The organism is Nakamurella sp. UYEF19, assembly GCF_040546275.1.
Taxonomy (GTDB): domain Bacteria; phylum Actinomycetota; class Actinomycetes; order Mycobacteriales; family Nakamurellaceae; genus Nakamurella.
Genome location: NZ_JBEPNO010000004.1, coordinates 240076 through 258988, shown reverse-complemented (window position 1 = coordinate 258988; position 18913 = coordinate 240076). Strand labels below are relative to the sequence as shown.

Below are 18913 nucleotides of genomic sequence, written 5' to 3'. Positions count from 1 at the left end.
CTTCATCGGCAGGCCCAGACCAGCACCCGCTGCGAGAGAGAAACGCTGAGGTACCACGATGGGCGACGACATCTCCGGTGGCTCCTTCACCCGCGAACAGCGACAGCGGTACCGGGAGAAGGTGCGACGCTGCCTCGACGTCTTCGAGAAGATGCTGGCCGAGCACATCTTCGACTTCGACAAGCCGCTGACCGGGCTGGAGATCGAGCTGAACCTGGTCGACCAGGACTGGCAGCCGGACATGGCCAACGCCCGCGTGCTCGCGGCCATCGCGGACCCCGCCTACCAGACCGAACTCGGCCAGTACAACATCGAACTGAACGTCCCACCGGGGCCGCTGGTCGGTGATTCGTTGCTGGATCTGGAGACCATGCTGCGGGGTTCGCTGGACCACGCGGAGTCGAAGGCGAACAAATCCGGTTCCGAGATCATCATGATCGGCATCCTGCCGACGTTGCGGCCGGAGCACTTCCACGACGACTGGATGAGCGCCAATCCGCGGTACGCGGCGCTGAGCGAGGCCATCTTCGCCCATCGTCGGGAGGATCTGGAACTGGACATCACCGGCCAGGAGAGCCTCAAGATGTTCGCCGACACCATCGCCCCGGAATCGGCGTGCACCTCGGTGCAGCTGCACCTGCAGGTCTCGCCGGCCGACTTCGCCCCCACCTGGAACGCGGCCCAGACACTGGCCGGCCCACAACTGGCTCTGGGAGCCAACTCTCCGTACCTGTTCGGCAAGCACCTGTGGGCCGAGACGCGGACCGAGCTCTTCCTGCAGGCCACCGACACCCGCTCGCCGGAGCTGAGGAACCAGGGCGTCCGGCCGCCGGTGTTCTTCGGCGAGCGGTGGATCACCTCGATCTTCGACCTGTTCGAGGAGAACGTCCGCTACTTCCCCGCTCTGCTGCCCGAAACCAGCGACGAGGAACCGGAAGTCGTGCTCGCCTCCGGGAAAGCTCCACGGCTGCAGGAACTCCGGCTCCACAACGGCACCGTCTACCGTTGGAACCGCCCCGTCTACGACGTCGTCGACGGTGTTCCGCACCTGCGGGTGGAGAACCGGGTGCTGCCGGCCGGCCCGACGGTCGTCGACGTGCTGGCCAACGCCGCCTTCTACTACGGTGCCCTGAAGATGCTCTCCAGCGACGATCGGCCGGTCTGGACGAAGATGTCCTTCGACGCCGCCGAGGCCAACTTCGACTCCGGCGCCCGGCACGGGGCAGACGCGATCTTCTACTGGCCCGGATTCGGAGAGGTCAGCTGGGACGAGCTCATCCTCCGGCACCTGCTGCCGCTCGCCCACGAGGGTCTGGCCCGCTGGGGTGTCTCGGCGGCGACCAGTGATCGGTATCTCTCGGTGGTGGAGGATCGCTGCAAGCTGCGACGCAACGGCGCCTGGTGGCAGATCGAGGCCGTCCGGCGACTCGAGGCCAAGGGCCTGGATCGCGACCGGGCGCTGACCGAGATGCTGCACCTGTATTCGCAGGGCATGCACTCCAACGAGCCTGTCCACACCTGGGAACTTCCGTAGCCCGACCAACAGGACCGGAGCCCAGCGGGACCCCACATCGACGCGCCTCCTACTATCGGTAGATGGTTCGACCCGATGACGAAGCGCGCCTGCTGCTGAGCGGTACGGCGCCGGTGGGCCGGCCCGACTGGCTGCGGGTCGCCGCGGCCGTCGTCCGCAGGTCCGGGCGCATGGATCAGCACGATCCCGACGACCGGGTCCTCGAGGTACTCGGCCGGACTGATTTCGAGGGCTTGCCGATCCCCGCGATCGGCGACACTGCCGCGACGTCCGGCCTGACGGAGGCGACCGCGCCAGGACAGGCACCGTTCCTGCGCGGAGGCGCGGCCTCCACCGGGGCCGGTTGGGACGTCCGCTCCTACATCGCGGATCCCGACCCGAAGGCGGCCGCGGCGACCGCGCTGGAGGATCTGGACGGCGGAGTCAGCTCGCTGTGGCTGCGTGTCGGTGGCAACGGCACCAAACCGGGCCATCTGGACAAGGTCCTGCGGAAGGTCTACCTCGATCTGGCACCGGTCATGTGCTATCCGGCGGGCGACACCACCGATATCGAGGTCACGTCCGCTCTGCGCGGGATCGTGACGCGCAGGGAACTGACTCTGCATCCGGACTCGAACATCGGCGCGGACCCGGCCGGTCGGCTGGTGCGGCTCTCGCAGCAGACCCCGCAGCCGGTGGATCTCGAGAAGCCGCTCTGGCGCATCTCGCACGCTGCAAGAGATCTTGGCATCAGGGGCTTCGTGGTCGACGGGACCGTGGCCCACGAGCGTGGCGCTGGCCCCGCGGCCGAGCTCGGTTGGTCACTGGCGGTCGGCGCCACCTACCTGCGTGTGCTCAGCGAGATCCCCGGGGGCATCGACTACGCACTGCGGCTGATCGAGTTCCGCTACGCCGCCACCGACGACCAGTTCGCCACCATTGCGAAGTTCCGTGCGGCGCGGCTGTTGTGGGATCGGGTTGCACATCTGTCCGGCGCCTCCGCCGATCGGACGGGCCAGATGCAGCAGGCCGTCACCTCCCGTCCGATGATGACGAAGTACGACCCCTGGACGAACCTGCTGCGCACCACCATCGCAGCGTTCGCTGCCGGGGTCGGCGGGGCCCGATCAATCACCGTCATGCCGTTCGACAGCACCCTCGGGGTTCCGGATCCTCTCGGAAGACGCCTGGCGCGCAACATCTCCCACCTGTTGATCGGCGAGTCCCACGTGACCGCGGCGGCCGATCCGGCCGGTGGGTCCTACGCCGTCGAAGCCCTCACCGCGCAACTCGCAGATGCCGCCTGGGCCGAGTTCCAGCGGATCGAGGCGTCCGGGTCGGTTCTTCAGGCCCTGTACGACGGTTCGCTGGTCCGTCGGTGGGCCGAGGGCGCCGCACACCGCGAGGACCTGGTCGCCACCCGCCGGCAGCCGATCACCGGCCTGAGCGAGTTCCCGCTGGCCCACGAGAGACTGCCGTCACGCAAGAAAGTCGAGCTCGACATCGACGGCGACCAGTTCTACTCACCCTGGGCCCAGGCCTTCGAATCGATGCGGGACCTGCCGGTGCCCGGCTCGGTCTTCCTCGCCACCGTCGGGCCGGTGGCAGCGCACAGCGGGCGAGCAGCGTTCGTCACCAACGCTTTTGCCGCCGGGGGTATCGACGCGGTCGGGGGCGATGTCACCGGTTCGGTGAAGGAGGTGCTGACCGGCTACCGCTCCGCCGGTACACCCGAGGTGGTCTGCCTGGCCGGCTCCGACCGTGGCTACGCCGAGTCCGGCAAGGATCTGATCTACGCCCTGCGTGCGGTCGGCGCCGAGCGGATCCTGTTGGCCGGGAAACCTTCCACCGAGTTGGCGGGCCTGGTCGACGACCACCTCGCCGTCGGTGAGGACGTGGTGGAGTTCCTGCTGCGGACCCGTCACGCCATGGGATTTCCCGACAAGCCCACCAATGACGGGGAGCCCTCATGACGGTCCCGAAATCGTTCGCCGATCTGCCACTGCGCGATCCGGGTTCGGATGCGGCCATTCCGGATCCCGACGCGCCAGGTAGCACACGGGGTGAGCCATGGTTGTCGCCGGAAGGCATTGCGGTGCAAAACTTCTACACGTCCGCGGACGTCGCCGGGCTGGACGCGCTCGACACCTATCCCGGCCTGCCTCCGTTCCTGCGCGGGCCCTACCCGACCATGTACACGACGCAGCCGTGGACGGTGCGGCAGTACGCCGGCTTCTCCACCGCCGCGCAGTCGAATGCCTTCTACCGCCGGAATCTCGCCGCCGGGCAGAAGGGGTTGTCGGTCGCCTTCGATCTGGCGACCCACCGCGGGTACGACTCCGACCACCCCCGCGTCACCGGTGACGTCGGGATGGCCGGTGTGGCCATCGATTCCATCCTGGACATGCGGCAGTTGTTCGACGGCATCCCCCTCGATCAGATCAGCGTGTCGATGACGATGAACGGGGCCGTCCTCCCGGTGCTGGCGCTCTACATCGTGGCGGCCGAGGAGCAGGGTGTTGCGCCGGAACAACTCTCGGGCACGATCCAGAACGACATCCTCAAAGAGTTCATGGTGCGCAACACCTACATCTATCCGCCCGAGCCGTCCATGCGCATCATCTCCGACATCTTCACCTACACCGCCGCAAAAATGCCCAAGTTCAACTCGATCTCGATTTCCGGATACCACATCCAGGAGGCCGGGGCGACCGCGGATCTCGAGTTGGCGTACACGCTGGCCGACGGTCTGGAGTACCTGCGGACCGGGAAGGCGGCCGGTCTCGACATCGACGCGTTCGCCCCGCGCCTGAGCTTCTTCTTCGGCATCGGCATGAACTTCTTCATGGAGGTCGCGAAACTCCGTGCGGCACGGGCGTTGTGGTGCAAGCTAGTCACCGAACTCGGGGCGAAGAATCCCAAATCGACCTCGCTGCGGACCCACTGCCAGACGTCCGGCTGGTCGCTGACCGCGCAGGATCCGTTCAACAACGTGGCGCGCACCTGCATCGAGGCGATGGCGGCCACGCAGGGTGGCACGCAGTCGTTGCACACCAACGCTCTCGACGAGGCCATCGCGCTGCCGACGGACTTCTCGGCGCGGATCGCGCGCAACACGCAGTTGCTGCTGCAGCAGGAATCAGGCACGACGGCCATCATCGATCCGTGGGGCGGTTCCTACTACGTCGAACGACTCACCCACGATCTGGCCGAACGGGCCTGGGCCCGGATCCAGGAGGTCGAGGCGGCCGGCGGGATGGCCAAGGCGATCGAGGCCGGACTGCCGAAGATGCGGATCGAGGAGGCCGCGGCCCGCACCCAGGCCCGGATCGACACCGGCGCGCAGGACGTCATCGGGGTCAACCTCTATACGCCCACCACCGACGAACCACTCAACGTGCTCAAGGTCGACAACAAGGCCGTCCGGGGCGAGCAGATCGCCCGGCTGGCCACCCTCCGCGCCGACCGTGACCCCGAGCAGGTTCGGGAAGCGTTGGCCGCCTTGACAGATGCCGCCGGCCGGCCATCCGGCAGCGGCGCCGACCTCACGGTCAACCTGCTCGAACTCTCGGTCCGGGCGGCCAGGGCGAAGGCCACGGTGGGCGAGATCTCGGACGCTCTCGAGCAGGTCTACGGCCGACACTCCGCCGTCATCCGTACCATTTCGGGGGTGTATCGAGCCGAAGCATCCTCGACCGGAGCCGGTCACGCCAGCATGGACGCGGTGATCGCGGCGAGCGCCCGGTTCGAGGCCGAGCAGGGCCGCCGTCCCCGCATCCTGGTGGCGAAGATGGGACAGGACGGCCACGACCGCGGGCAGAAGGTGATCGTCACCGCGTTTGCCGACATGGGCTTCGACGTCGATGTCGGGCCGTTGTTCTCCACCCCGGAAGAGGTTGCGGCGCAAGCGGTCGACGCCGACGTGCACGTCGTCGGGGTGTCGTCGCTGGCCGGCGGCCACCTGACCCTGGTCCCCGAACTCCGGTCCGCGCTGGCTGCGGCGGGCCGTCCCGACATCGTGGTGGTGGTCGGTGGTGTGGTGCCGCCGGCCGACATCCCCGATCTGCTGGCCGCCGGGGCCGTCGCCGTCTTCGGCCCCGGGACGGTGATCGCCGACTCCGCCATCGACCTGTTGGGGCGGATCAGCTCCGGCCTGCCCTCCGCACCGTGACGGTGGCTGCGGCAGGCGAGATCACCGCAGCGGCAAGGGTTGTGTGATCGTGGCGACCACCGCTCGCTGGTCCGATCCGGTCGCGTTGGCGGAGGCCATCGTCGAGAGCCGTGGCACCCAGATCGGCCGGACGGCGATGTCCCGGGCCATCACGCTGATGGAGTCGACCCGCACCGACCACCGGGCCGAGGCCCGTGAGCTCTACTCGCTGCTCGCGCCGCATGCCGGCGGGTCGACCCGGCTGGGCATCTCCGGAGCGCCGGGCGCCGGGAAATCGACCCTGATCGAGGCCTTGGGCAGCTCGATGACAGCAAGCGGACACCGGGTCGGCGTCCTGGCGGTCGACCCGTCGAGCGCCCGCACGGGCGGGTCCGTCCTTGGCGACAAGACGAGAATGCCGCAGCTGTCGGCGAATCCGGACGCCTACATCCGGCCCTCCCCCAACGCCGGGACGCTGGGCGGAGTGGCCAGAGCGACGGCGGCGGCCATCACCGTGCTGGAGGCAGCCGGTTTCGACGTGGTGATCGTGGAGACCGTCGGCGTCGGGCAGTCGGAGACCACCGTCGCCGCGATGGTCGACACCTTCCTGCTGCTCACCCTCAGCCGGACCGGAGATTCGTTGCAGGGCATCAAGAAGGGCGTCATCGAGCTGGCCGACGTGGTCGCCGTGAACAAGTCCGACGGTGATCACCTGACGGAAGCCAAGGCCACCGCGCTGGAGCTCACGGGCGCTGTTCGATTGGTGCGGGGCAAGGAGAGCTGGGTGCCTCCGGTGCTGACCTGCTCCGGCCAGACCGGCGCCGGCCTCGACCACCTGTGGGCAACGGTGCAGCGTCATCGCGAACACCTCGGTGCCGACGGGCTGGCCCGGAAGCGGTCGACCCAGCAGGTCGAACTCACCTGGGCGCTGGTGCGCGACGAACTGGACCAGCGGCTGCGTCATTCGCCGGGAATCGAAGACATCCGGAAGTCCGTCACGGAAGCGGTTGCCGCCGGCCAACTCTCGGCCGCAGCCGCCGCCGATCAACTGATTGCCGCCTACGACGGGACCTGATCAGTCCTGCTCGTCCTGACGCTTCTTCAGGTAGGAGGCCCGCTGCTGGTCGGCGCGTTCCCGGCACTGGCGCAGGAACTCCAGATCGGCTTCGCTGTCGCCGGCGGTCGATCGGCCCAGACGCTCGTACTCCGGGAATCCCTGCGGTTTGGCCCCTTCGTAGAAGCCGGTGGCAGCCACCTGACCGGCCCGCGGCCGGCCGCACAGGAACCAGAGCAGGCAGCCGACCCAGGACAGGAAGATGACCAGGACCAACCACAGCAGCTTGGGCAGGTTCCTGGTGGCGTCGGCGGGAGTGCCGATGACGTCGACCAGGCAGAACACCCAGAGGGCCAGCAGCGCAAGCCCGATGACTCCGTCCAGATACAGCATTGATTCGTCCCCGATTCCCCGAGCTCGCCCGGTGGATCCACCAGCCGTGACTTCCAGCGAGGCCATCATGGCAGATCAACCGCCCGTTGTCTGTGGGCTGTGTTGGCTGGATCTTTGACCTGTCAGTCACGCGGACTCTAACCTTCAGGCCACGGAGCCGGTCGGCTGCGGCGATCAGAGTTGGTGGACAGAGCGGGAGGCGGTGTGGTGATCGATCTGCTGCCCGTCTGGCCGACCGGTCGCGTTCGGGACCTCTCGCTGATCACCCTGCCGGACGGCTCGCGGCTGGTGATCGCCTGCGATTCGGTGGGTGGGATCGGCCCGCATCCCGGCGACTCGGTGGCCGCGACGGCGCACACCACCGGCCACTTCGCCGCCCGTGTGCCGCTGATCGAACTGGTGGCGGCCGGCGCCACCCCCCGCCTGATCGTGAACACCCTCTGTTTCGCCGGTGGCACCGAGGCCGACCAGATGGTCGCCGCGGTCAACGAACTGGCGGCCGAGGTCGGACTGGGGCCGGAAGCGGTGACGGGTAGCACCGAGGAGAACGCCGCGACGAGCACCACCGGTATCGGCGTCACGGTGATCGGATCCGCCGGACCGGACGGCCTGCGGGTCGGCCGGAGCCGCGCCGGAGATCTGGTCGTCTGCCTGGGACTCCCCCGGTCGGCACCCGCGCACGAGCTGCACCCGACCGACCCCGAGATGCCCTCGATCGCCGAAGTGGTTGCTGCGCTGGCCATCCCGGGGGTGCACGAGGCCCTTCCCGTCGGCTCACGCGGGGTCCGGCACGAGATCGCCCAGCTGGCCGCGACGGCGGGGCTGCGACATCAGTGGACGGATCGGATTGCCGGTCGCGGTCAGCGCCAGGGTGATCGACATCAGCGGCAGGACGCGGGGTTCGATGTCTCGGCATCGGGCGGCCCGGCGTCCTGCGTCCTGGTGTCACTCGATCCCGCGGCTCTGCCCGCCCTGCGATCGATCCGCGCTGATCTCCCCGTCGTCGTCGTCGGGGAGCTGTCCGATTTTCCTGCGCCGTCAGGCTGACTTGCCGCTCTGCTGGAGGGCCCCGACATGACCACCACTGCACCGCCCGATCGTCAACCCGACCACCCGGAGTCGGTTGTCGTCCCGACCGTCGAACAGAACGGCATCAACGTCATCGCACCGGTGGAGCGTCGCGGGCGGGCCTCGGACCTCTTCTGGCCGTGGTGCGGCGCGAACATCGGCGTGCTCGGCATGGGGTACGCCGTCTACCTGCTGTTTGCGAACGTCTCGTTCTGGCAGGCGCTGATCGCCGGCGTCATCGGCATCGTGCTGTCCTACCTCCTGGTCGGTTTCACCTCGCTGGCCGGCAAGCGAGGGTCTGCCCCGACGATGGTGTTGTCCCGCGCGGCTTTCGGATTCCGCGGCAACAAAGTCCCCACGCTGGTGAGCTACCTGCTGCTGGTGGGATTCGAGACGGTGACCGTGGTGCTGTGCATCTTCGCGGTCGACACCGTCTTCCTGCGATTGGGGTGGAGCGACGGCACCCTGACCAGGGTGATCGCATTCGTCGTCGTCGCAGCGGTGATCGCCGCCGCCGGCTTCCTCGGGTTCGACACCGTCATGAAATTCCAGAAATACATCACCATCGTGATGGTGGTGCTGACCGTCGGCTACATGGTGCTGACGGTCAAGCACATCAACCTGGCGCAACTGCAAACCCTGCCCTCCGGCAGCTTTTCGGCCTTCATCGGTGCATTGATCATCGGCTTCACCCTGTTCGGCCTGAGCTGGACCAACACCGGCGCCGACTACAGCCGCTACCTGCCCAAGAACGTCCGTGGTTCCAAGGTGGTCGGGTGGACGACTCTCGGCGGCGCCATCGGACCGGTCTTCCTCATCCTGTTCGGATTGCTGATCACCGGTTCGAGCCCCGCACTGGCCAGCGCCGTCGCCGACAGCCAGATCGGTGGCCTCGGCACCATTCTCCCGACCTGGTACCTGATCCCGTTCATCCTCGTCGCGCTGCTGGGCCAGATGGGCGGCGCAGTGCTGGACATCTACTCCTCCGGTCTCGCGCTGTTGAGCCTGGGCCTCAAGATCCCGCGCTACTCGGCCGTCCTGATCGACGCGGTGATCATGGTCCTCGGCACCATCTACCTGGTCTGGATCGCCCCCGGCGACTTCTTCGGCTCCCTTTTCGGCTTCCTGGTCACGCTCGGCGTACCCATCGCCTCCTGGACGGGCATCTTCCTCGCGGACATGTTGTTGCGCCGCAAGGACTACGTCGAACCAGATCTCTACACGAGTCAAGGCCGGTACGGAGTCGTCAACTACGCGGCGGTGGCACTGATGGCCGTGGGTTCGTTCATCGGCTTCGGCCTGGTGGTCAGCACGGTCAGCTGGCTCGAGTGGCAGGGATACCTCCTGGAGGTCTTCGGTCTCGGCGGCCGTACGGGCAGCTGGGCCGCCGCCAACCTCGGTGTGGTCGCCTCGTTGCTGATCGGTTTCGTCGGCTACCTGGTGCTCTGCCGCGGTCGGGTCGCCGCTCAGGAACGGTTGTAGAGCTTGCCCTGTTTTTAGTGCAGCATGGCGGGCATCAGCCTTCTACCCGACAAGTGGGATCCACCCCGACAGGAACGGACGAGAACATGACCAAGGCTCTGCTGATCGTCGACATCCAGAACGACTACTTCCCCGGCGGGGCCAACCCGCTGGTGGAACCGGAGACGGCTGCGGCAGCCGCACACCAGGTGCTGCAACACTTCCGCACGGCGGATCTGCCCGTCATCCACGTGCGGCACGAGTGGGACGACCCGGAGGCCACGTTCATGCGGCCCGGGACCGCCGGCATCGATATCCATCCCAGCGTGACGCCTGACGAGGGCGAGACGGTGATCGTCAAGGCCTACCCGAACTCCTTTCGCGAGACCGGCCTGGAGCAGGAACTACGCAGCCGCAGCATCGACGAGTTGGTCGTGGTGGGCATGATGACGAGCATGTGCATCGACGCGACCGTCAGGGCCGCAGCCGATCTCGGGTTCCAGGTCACCGTGGTGGCCGACGCCTGCGCGGCACCCGACCTGACGTTCGGCGACCGCCACATCGCCGGCGCCGACGTCCACGCCAGCTTCCTCGCGGCGCTGTCCGGAAACTACGCGGAAGTGACCACGGCGGCCGAACTCTCGGGGTGAGTTGGAACGGGTACGACACCGCGTTGCCGGCCGTGCTGACCCGATGGCGTCAGCCGGTGCGGTAGCCCTGCACACCGGCGTTGGTCGTCACCACGTGGACGTGACCGGTGACCGCCCCGGCCCAACTCGGCCACCTCCCCGTCAACGCCGAGGCGGTGCCGTTCGGCCGACACGAGAACACCGCGTTGCCAGTGATGTATGAGTTGGAGGACTTGCCCTCTATCCGATGGTTGCCGCCCACGATGGCTGTGATGATCTGGCGGGTGCAGGTGGCCTGGGTGCCGGCCTTCACCGTTGTGGTTGCCCCACTATCGGTGTCGATCAGCACGGGTCCGGAGGGTCCGTTCGCGACGAGCGAGTCCTCGCCGACGACTTCGAACGATTGCGTCCAGTCCTGGTAGGACGTGCCACTTGGATTCTTCAGCGCGACCGACCAGGTGGTCCGGCCCGTCGCGGGGTCGAAACCCTCGAGGGAGACGGTGGCGTTCTCGATCGTGGTCGTCGAGCCGTTCAGCACCACCTTCGATGACGCAGCCCATCGGCATCGCACTGCTTCGAGCGAACTCGGCCCGGTGAAGACGTCGGGCGCCAGGCAGAAGTAGTCGACGCCACCGGTTTGCAGCCAGAGTCGGGCTCCGGTGGTGACGTTGATCCCGGCCATCTCGGAGCCGACCCCGAGTGGCACTGCTCCCTTGGCGCGTTCCACCGACTGGTCGGCACCGACGGTGCCGACCAGCACCTTCTGCTGATCGAAAGCGTGGAACTCCCAACCGAAGTTCGTGGAGTAGCCGGCGCCGAAGATCGCCGAAAGCGGAGTGGTCCACGCGATCTTGGTCCCGACCTGCCGCGCGAGCTGTTCCGGTTTTCCGTCCTCCTGGATGGACAGCAGTCCTTCGGGGCCGATCGTCCGCGCGGCCAGGGCCAGCCTGGCCGGGTCGGGCGTCAGCTTGCCGGTGTGCACGTCCATCCTCACGCCATGGACACCGCTGACCCCCACGACGGTGAAACAGGCGAGATTTCCACAGTCCTCCGGCCGCTCCCCGACCTCGAGCACCACAGGGGTGACCGCGATGTCCTTGCCGGTCGCCGGATCGGCCGCCACCACCCGAACATCGTCAAGCGACGACGTCGAGGCCGGCCGGAGATAGACAACAGTGCCGCCGATGACGGTCGGATCGAGGTTGACCCCGGGGGCCGCGTCACCCGGCGAGGCGGGCCGGGACCAGACCACCCGTCCGGTGCCGGCATCCAGCACCTCGATCGAGAGAACCCCTGCCTTCAGCCCGTAGACCACCACCCGCGGGCCAACTGCGACGGGCTGCCCGAGCGGTGTGAAGTCGGCCTGGGTCCACATCAGCGCCTTGCCCTTGTCCGCCGGGCCGAGGGTCGGTGGGGCAGCTGTGGTGGCGCCGGGCGGTAGTGCCTGGACCGACGAGTCGTCGCCTTGACCGCTGGAAGTGCCGAGCGGGGGTGACGTCGTGGTGGGCGTGCCCGATGTAGGCGTTGTCGATCTGCTGGTTGTCGACGTACTGGCTGTCGAGGTCCTGGCTGTCGACGGGATGTTCGATGCCGATAGGTCGGTCTGCGCCGTGGTGGATTGGGCGGGGCCGGTCGGGCCCGGGAGCACGGGTCGACCACCCACCGACGTGCAGGCCGCGAGTACCAGCGCCAACCCAGCAAGAGACAGCCGCCGCACCATTCGATCCCCCATCGAGCCCTCTGATCGGGTGGTCCCACCCCAGATGCTGCGACAGTACGCGCGCACGGTCCAGTTGCCGTCCTGGCTGCAGGTTCGCATAGATGCGGCCTGATCGCAGGTCAACGTCGCGGCTGAAGTTGGAGCAGATCCGGGGGGTCTCAGAGGTGGGGAATCGTCTCGACTGGGAACTTCCCCTGCGGTCGCGCTGATCAACTTCCCCCGCTGTCGCGCTGATCAACTTCGTCCGCGCTGATCAACTCCGACGAAATAGATGAACTTGCCGATTTTGGGAATGATGGGACAGAAGTAAACGAGTTCATCCGCGCAGTCCGGTTTGATCAACCCCTTCCGGTGGCAATTCCGCCGCTGACTCTTCGTCGGCCGCCACCGGATTCCCGGCGAAAAGGGGGACTGTCGGTGCCCGGGTATAGCGTCGTATTCATGGAGGACAACGCATTCCCCGACACCCAGCAGACCCACGACCTGCTGGACATCGCGCTGCGCGTGGTCGGACAATTGCGGGAAACGCAGTGGTGGCGGATCCAACACGCCGACCTGCTCACCCTCGGGGCGCAGCTGCAACAACTGGCCAACGAGGTCTACACCGCCAACGTCAACCTCACCGGCGAACTGGACTCCGAAAACATCGCCGCCAAGTACGCATGCACCTCCACCGCGGCGTTACTGCGGCAAAAGTTCAACATCTCCCCCGCCGAAGCCTACGGCCGGGTCAACGCCGCCCGGCAGGTCCTGCCCCGCGAGAGCGACAGCGGCACCATCCTGCCGCCGGTGCTACCCGCGTTGGCGGCAGCGATGGCCGCCGGCACCGTCAACTCCGAACACATCAAACTGGTCATCGCCACCATGAGCAAACTCCCCGCCCTGCTGCCCGTCCAGGACCTGCAATTCTGGGAATCGTTCCTCGTCGACCACGCGACCGGTCTGGACCCCAACCCGTTCGAAAAGGTCTGCCGCAGCGTCCTGGACAAGGCCGACCCCGACGGCGACCTCGACGAGGAAACCGCCGCCGCCAAGATGGAGTTCAGCTTCGGACGCCGCAACCTGCGGACCGGGTTGACCCCGATCAAGGGGCAACTGGATGACTACAGCGTCGAAGTGGTCAAAAAGGCCATCGACGGCCTGTCCGCACCCCACCCCAGCACCCCGACCAGCAGCGGCAGCGGAAGCGGCAGTGGCGAGGGCCCCGGCGCCGGCTCCGATTCGGGCAGCGAGACCAGCTCTGCTACAGCTACTTCCACCGACGCAGCCGATGCCGATGCCGAAGCCGATGCCGATGCCGATGCCGACGTCGAGTCCGACGGGGACAGTGCCGATGGTTCCGACGACGACCTGGACAGCGACAGCGACCTCGTCGATGGTTCCGACAACGCCAACGACAACGACGTCGACGTCGACGGTGCCCTCAGCGATGCGGACACCAGCACCGAAAACATCAGCACCGAGGACACCAGCACCGACGAGGATTCACTCGCCGAGGCTTCCGGGTCCAGCGACGCCCAAGGGAGCAACACCGCCACCGGCGGCGGCACCCATTGCGGGACGAGGGTGCGGGATCCGCGGTCCCCGGCGAACCGCCGCGCCCACGCCCTCATCGCTGCGCTCCGCGGGTTCCTGGACGCCGGGACCGGACCGACCCAAGGCGGTGAACGGCCGCACATCACCATGGTGATGCACTGGGACGTCATCAAAGGCGCCCTGACCTCCGCCGGGTATGACTCCGGCGGGGCGATCACCGCCGCTCAGGCCCGAAAATTCCTGTGCGACGCGCAAATCATCCCGGCCATCCTGGACAGCAACAGTGAAGTGCTGGACATCGGGCGGGAACGCCGAACCTTCCCGCTCGCCATTCGCCGCGCCATCACCCTGCGGGACGGCGGATGCATTTGGCCTGGATGTGATAGACCCCCCGGTTGGTGCGACTGTCACCATGTCGAATGGTGGCACCGAGACGGCGGCGACACCTGTTACAAGGGTGGTGTCCTTTTCTGTCCCTGCCACCACACCGAAATTCATAAAGGTGAGTGGGTGGTGCAGATGGGCGCAGATGGAATACCGGAGTTGATCCCGCCGAAATGGATCGACTCCGAGCAGAAACCCCTACGGAACAACATGCACCGACCCATGGGGCTTGAGCGATGATCTGTCTGTGTCGATGTGGCTTATCGGCAGCGCTGAACGGCCAACGCCTTCGCGGGTGCCCCTCGTCGCGGCTACCGCAGCGGGCGAGCATCCCCGAAGTCGGCCAACGCTCGCTGGTAGCGGCCGCCGGACTGGAGATGGGTAATGTCAGCCAACCTCCAGACCCGAGGGCGGGGCCTCCACTGCCCGTTCAACCCGATGTCCAGAAGGCGGACCTTCTTGCGACCCACCCGCACCACGTGACCGATGTAGATCTCGTCGGGAGCGATTCCTTCGCGATGGATCCCCACCATTGGGCTTGCGACGTGGACCGACTCGAGGATGGAGCGGATCGTGTTCAGTGCAAGACCTGCCAACGCCACGGCCGTGTCCGGCGGGATGGGCCACTGCCCCACTGCCTGCAACCCGCGCGACAGGTATCGGAGCGGGCCGGTCGAGACCTCCCTGACCTGGGTCACGTCGGACAATCGCACGATCTCGAAGCCGTCGAGATGGGGCCCGTCATCCAGGACGGCCGACAGCAGCCAGTCGTACGACATGCGAATAGGCAGACCATCCAAGAAGTCAGCCTTCTTCAGGGCGCGACGGCAAAGCTCGCCCGGCCGGGTCTTCAGCTTTGGAAGCGGTAACCCACACCAGGTTCGGTGATGAGGTAGCGGGGCTTGGAGGGGTCGGGCTCGAGCTTGCGGCGGAGCTGCGCCATGTAGACGCGGAGGTAGTGGGTCTCCGTCTCGTAGGCCGGTCCCCAGACCTCGACCAGCAACTGCTTGCCGGACACCAGCTTTCCGGAATGACGGACCAGGATCTCGAGCATGGACCACTCGGTCGGGGTCAGCCGCACCGGCTCCCCCGCACGCAGCACCCGGTGCGCATCGAGGTCGACGGTGAAGTCCGCCGTCACGACGGGTTCGGCGACCTCGCCGGTGCCGGGGGCGCCGCGACGGACCGCCGCGCGCACCCGGGCGAGGAGCTCGGCCATGCCGAACGGCTTGGTGACGTAGTCGTCGGCACCGGCGTCAAGGGCCTCGACCTTCTCTGCGGAGGTGGACCTGGCCGACAGCACGATCACCGGGATGGTCGACCAGCCGCGGATGCCGGCGAGCACCTCGACCCCGTCGATGTCCGGGAGCCCCAGGTCCAGGATGACCACGTTGGGATGCACGTGGGCGACGCGGTCGAGGGCAGCCTTGCCGTCGTGCACGACCGTCACCTCGTAGCCGTGGGCCCGGAGGTTGATGCCGAGCGCACGGGCCAGGGCGAGGTCGTCGTCAACCACGAGGACGCGACTCATGCGGCACCGCCGGCGGATCCGGCCACGCCTCGGCGCGCCGACCCGATCGCGGAATCGGTGGAGCCCGCCGCGGCACGGCCGGCGGATTCGGTCGAAGCCGGATTGGAGTCGGTCGCGGCGCGTTCGGCGATGGGCACGGTGATGATCATCGTCAGGCCTCCGCCGGGGGTGTCATCGACCTCGATCGACGCGTCGACAGCCTGTGCGAGGCCGCGGGCGACCGCCAGCCCGAGCCCGATGCCGGACCCGGCCGGGGCATCGCCGAGCCGCTGGAACGGCGCGAACATCGCCTCCCGATCCGACTCCGCGACACCGGGACCGTGGTCCACCACCCGGATCTGCATCAACCGGGACTTCGCGCCCGGCACCTGGCCGGCGAAGATCCGGACCGGGGGGCCGGGCGGCGTGTGGCCGATCGCGTTCGACACGATGTTGGCGACGACCCGCTCCAGCAGCCCCCGGTCGGTGTCGATCAACGGCAGGTCGTCGGGGATATCGATCTCCACGCGGTCCCGCGGCAACCCGATCAGGGCGCGGTACACCACCTCGTCGAGCGACACCGCGCGGCGAACCGGCACCAGCACACCGGTCTGCAGGCGGCTCAGGTCGAGAAGGTTCGCGAGCAACCCGTCGAGTTGGTCGGCAGCCTCGTCGGTGGCGGTGAGCAGTTCCGTCCGGTCCTGGTCCGACCACGTCACGGTTTCGTCCCGCAGGCTCGACATGGAGGCCTTGATGGTCGCGAGCGGCGTCCGCAGATCATGCGAGACCGCCGCCAGAATCGCGGTTCTCACGACGTCGGACTGCCGGAGTCGGTCCGCCTGTGCGGCCTCCACCTCCAGCTCGTTGCGTTCCAGGGCGAGCACGGCCTGCGCCGCCACCACCTCGACCAGTTGCTGGTCGGCGGCATCGAGCGGATGGCCGAAGAGGGTGAGCATCAGCTCGTCCTCGTCCCCGGCGGTCACCACGACGTCTGCGCCGGAGACCGGATCCACACCATCGGCCAGCGGATCACCCACCGCGGCGACCACGTGCCGGTCCTCCGGTCTCGCTCCGGTCGTGCTGCCGGTACTCCCCGCAGTGGTCCGGATCAGCACCGCACTGTTCATCCCGAACCCGATCCTGGCCTGCTCGAGCACCGCGTTGAGCGGATCACCGGGCTGGGCAAGGGTATTGGCGACCGCCGCCAGTAGTTGCGCCTCGGCCTGACCACGGGCGGCCTGCCCGGCTGCCGTCCGACTGCGATCGACGATGGAGGCGACCGTCACGCCGACGACGATGAAAACCAGGAGGGCGAAGGCGTTCTGGGGTTCGGCGATGGTCAGCGAGCCGTACGGCGGGGTGAACAGGAGGTTGGCGATCACACTGGCGATCACCGCCGTGACCGCCGCCGGTAGCACGCCGCCGATCAACGCGGTGGCCTGCACGCCGAGCAGGAAGATGAGCAGCACGGTCGGGAGGTTGAGCCCACCGCGGACCAGGAGCATCAGCCCGGCCAGCACGATCGGCACCCCGACGGCAGCCGCCCAGGCCCACCGGTTCAACGACCGGATCGCGCGACGGCCGGCGAGACGTCGTCGGGAGACCGGCTTGTGGGTGACCACGTGGACGTCGATGTCGCCGGAGTCGCGCACGATGCCCATGGAGGTGCTGGGCCGCACCAGCTGGGTGAAGCGACCGTGCCGGGAGACGCCGACGATGATCTGCGTTCCGTTGATCCCCCGAGCGAAATCCAGGACCGCAGCGGCGATGTCGTCCCCGACGATCAGCTGGAAGCTGCCGCCCATGCTCTCGACCAGCAGCCGCTGGCTCTCGATCTCCGCCGATGGCGCACCCATCGAGCCGTCCGACCGGACGATGTGCACGGCGACCAGGTCACGACCGCTGACCCGGCCGGCAATCCGGGCACCACGTCGCAGCAGCAACGGACCTTCGGGACCGCCGGTCAGGGCCACCACGATTCGCTCGCGGGCGGCCCAGGTCCCGGTGATGCCATGTTCACGCCGATAGCGCTCCAGACCTTCGTCGACCCGGTCGGCCACCCAGAGCAGGGCGAGTTCGCGTAGCGCGGTGAGGTTGCCCTCGCGGAAGTAGTTGCCGAGGGCGGTATCGATGGCACCCGCCGGGTAGATGTGGCCGTGGGCCATCCGGCGCCGCAGCGCCTGCGGGCTCATGTCGACGAGCTCGATCTGGTCGGCGGCCCGCACCACGTCGTCGGGGACGGTCTCGGCCTGCACGACCCCGGTGATACCGGCCACCACGTCGTTCAACGATTCCAGGTGCTGGATGTTGACCGTGGTGACCACGTTGATGCCGGCGTCGAGGAGGACCTGGACGTCCTGCCAGCGCTTGGCGTTCCGGGAACCCGGCGCGTTGGTGTGGGCGAGTTCGTCGACCAGCACCACCGCGGGCTTCCGCGCCAGGATCGCGTCGACGTCCATCTCGGACAGGGTGATGCCGCGGTGCTCGGAGGTTCGCCGCGGGATCACCGGCAGCCCCTCGACGCACTCCTTGGTGTGAGCGCGCCCGTGGTCCTCCACGACACCGATCACCACGTCGGTACCTCGCTCGGCACGACGTCGGGCCTCGCCGAGCATGGCGACCGTCTTGCCGACGCCGGGTGCGGCTCCGAGATAGACCCGGAGCCGCCCGGTGGCCGGCTTCTTGCCGACGCCGGAGGAGGACACCTTGGCGGTGCTGCTCACGTCCGTCATCGTCCAATCCTGCCCTCTGGCTCCCGAAACTTCCTCAACGTCCTGCACATCGATCGCTATAGCGATCGATGTGCAGGACGCTGTCGGCAGTGCCCCCGACGTCACTGCAAATTCTGCACCGCGATGTTCAACTGCAGGACGTTGACCATCCGGTTCCCGATGAAACCGAGCGCCGGCTTCGATACGAACGATTCCACCAGATCGTGGACCTTCGTGGCATCAAGGCCACGCGCCTTGGCGACCCGATCGACCTGGATGAGCGCGTAGGCCTCACTGATGTTGGGGTCCAGCCCCGAGCCAGAGGCGGTCACCGCGTCCGGCGGGACCGCAGACTCGGGCACACCGTCGGCCTTGGCGATCGCGGCCTTCCGCTCGTTGACCGCCTTCAGCAGGACCTCGCTGTCGGCGGACAGGTTGGTTCCACCCGAGGAGGTCGGGTCGTAGCCGTCCGTGCCGGCGGCCGATGGGCGGCCCTGGAACCACTTGTCGCCGTCGAAGTTCTGACCGATCAGGCTGGAGCCCACCACCTTTCCGTCGACCGAGACCAGCGATCCATTTGCGTTCGACGGAGCGATCACCTTGCCGAGGCCCAGGACCAGCAGCGGATAGGCGATGCCGAGGATCACCGTCATGGCGATCAGGAACCGCAGGGCGACCCACAGCTGACGGCCGACGATCGACAGTACGGCGCCAGCCGACGGCGGCTGGAGATTGGCGGCCGAGGCAGCGGTGTCAGGTGAAGTTGTCGTATCAGTGGTCATGA

Annotated in this window: 14 protein-coding genes; 8 read left to right on the top strand and 6 right to left on the bottom strand. The window is 67.6% G+C overall.

The features are described 5' to 3' along the window. Positions 1-58 precede the first annotated feature (58 nt). The 4 genes from ABIB25_RS09610 (at position 59) to meaB (ending at position 6738) form a co-directional block, all read left to right on the top strand. Positions 59-1534 (top strand): glutamate-cysteine ligase family protein, encoded by a 1476-nt coding sequence (locus ABIB25_RS09610; RefSeq protein WP_354528205.1) that lies wholly within the window; start codon positions 59-61, stop codon positions 1532-1534. 62 nt (positions 1535-1596) lie between these two features. Then, the gene (locus tag ABIB25_RS09605) at positions 1597-3486 is read left to right on the top strand and encodes a methylmalonyl-CoA mutase family protein (protein WP_354528204.1); all 1890 of its coding nucleotides are present in this window, start codon (positions 1597-1599) and stop codon (positions 3484-3486) included. Beyond that, positions 3483-5684 carry a methylmalonyl-CoA mutase gene (scpA, locus tag ABIB25_RS09600; protein ID WP_354528203.1) on the top strand — a complete coding sequence of 734 codons (2202 nt, stop codon included), beginning with the start codon at positions 3483-3485 and terminating at the stop codon, positions 5682-5684. Before ABIB25_RS09605 ends, scpA begins: the two co-directional genes overlap by 4 nt. Before the next feature lie 49 nt (positions 5685-5733). After that, complete coding sequence (gene meaB, locus ABIB25_RS09595; RefSeq protein ID WP_502919776.1) at positions 5734-6738, top strand: methylmalonyl Co-A mutase-associated GTPase MeaB; 1005 nt, start codon at positions 5734-5736, stop codon at positions 6736-6738. Here meaB and ABIB25_RS09590 read toward each other — a convergent pair whose 3' ends face one another. Beyond that, positions 6739-7110 (bottom strand): PLD nuclease N-terminal domain-containing protein, encoded by a 372-nt coding sequence (locus ABIB25_RS09590; protein WP_354528202.1) that lies wholly within the window; start codon positions 7108-7110, stop codon positions 6739-6741. Between the two features lie 207 nt (positions 7111-7317). Between ABIB25_RS09590 and ABIB25_RS09585 the strand changes: the two genes are divergently transcribed. The 3 genes from ABIB25_RS09585 to ABIB25_RS09575 all read left to right on the top strand — a co-directional run bounded on the left by ABIB25_RS09585 (position 7318) and on the right by ABIB25_RS09575 (position 10289). Next, on the top strand, positions 7318-8157 hold the full coding sequence (locus tag ABIB25_RS09585) for an AIR synthase related protein (protein ID WP_354528201.1): 840 nt from the start codon (positions 7318-7320) through the stop codon (positions 8155-8157). Positions 8158-8184: 27 nt separating this feature from the next. After that, positions 8185-9660, top strand: coding sequence for a purine-cytosine permease family protein (locus ABIB25_RS09580; RefSeq protein ID WP_354528200.1), 1476 nt, complete (start codon positions 8185-8187; stop codon positions 9658-9660). 86 nt (positions 9661-9746) lie between these two features. Next, complete coding sequence (locus ABIB25_RS09575; RefSeq protein ID WP_354528199.1) at positions 9747-10289, top strand: cysteine hydrolase family protein; 543 nt, start codon at positions 9747-9749, stop codon at positions 10287-10289. A gap of 49 nt (positions 10290-10338) precedes the next feature. Here the strand turns inward: ABIB25_RS09575 and ABIB25_RS09570 are convergent, their stop codons facing one another. Further along, positions 10339-11961: an outer membrane protein assembly factor BamB family protein gene (locus tag ABIB25_RS09570; protein WP_354528198.1), complete on the bottom strand. Its 1623-nt coding sequence runs from the start codon at positions 11959-11961 to the stop codon at positions 10339-10341. A gap of 468 nt (positions 11962-12429) precedes the next feature. Between ABIB25_RS09570 and ABIB25_RS09565 the strand changes: the two genes are divergently transcribed. Further along, positions 12430-14148: an HNH endonuclease signature motif containing protein gene (locus tag ABIB25_RS09565; protein WP_354528197.1), complete on the top strand. Its 1719-nt coding sequence runs from the start codon at positions 12430-12432 to the stop codon at positions 14146-14148. 71 nt (positions 14149-14219) lie between these two features. On the opposite strand, the gene ABIB25_RS09560 is transcribed toward ABIB25_RS09565, so the two are convergent. From ABIB25_RS09560 to kdpC, 4 genes are all read right to left on the bottom strand, one after another. Continuing rightward, positions 14220-14687: a hypothetical protein gene (locus tag ABIB25_RS09560; RefSeq protein ID WP_354528196.1), complete on the bottom strand. Its 468-nt coding sequence runs from the start codon at positions 14685-14687 to the stop codon at positions 14220-14222. A 71-nt stretch (positions 14688-14758) separates the two neighbouring features. Further along, a complete protein-coding gene (locus ABIB25_RS09555) occupies positions 14759-15439 on the bottom strand; it encodes a response regulator (protein ID WP_354528195.1) in 681 nt (226 codons plus the stop codon). Further along, positions 15436-18150: a DUF4118 domain-containing protein gene (locus ABIB25_RS09550; protein WP_354528194.1), complete on the bottom strand. Its 2715-nt coding sequence runs from the start codon at positions 18148-18150 to the stop codon at positions 15436-15438. The genes ABIB25_RS09555 and ABIB25_RS09550 overlap by 4 nt, the downstream gene beginning before the upstream one ends. A gap of 101 nt (positions 18151-18251) precedes the next feature. Further along, complete coding sequence (gene kdpC / locus ABIB25_RS09545; protein ID WP_354528193.1) at positions 18252-18911, bottom strand: potassium-transporting ATPase subunit KdpC; 660 nt, start codon at positions 18909-18911, stop codon at positions 18252-18254. Positions 18912-18913 lie beyond the last annotated feature (2 nt).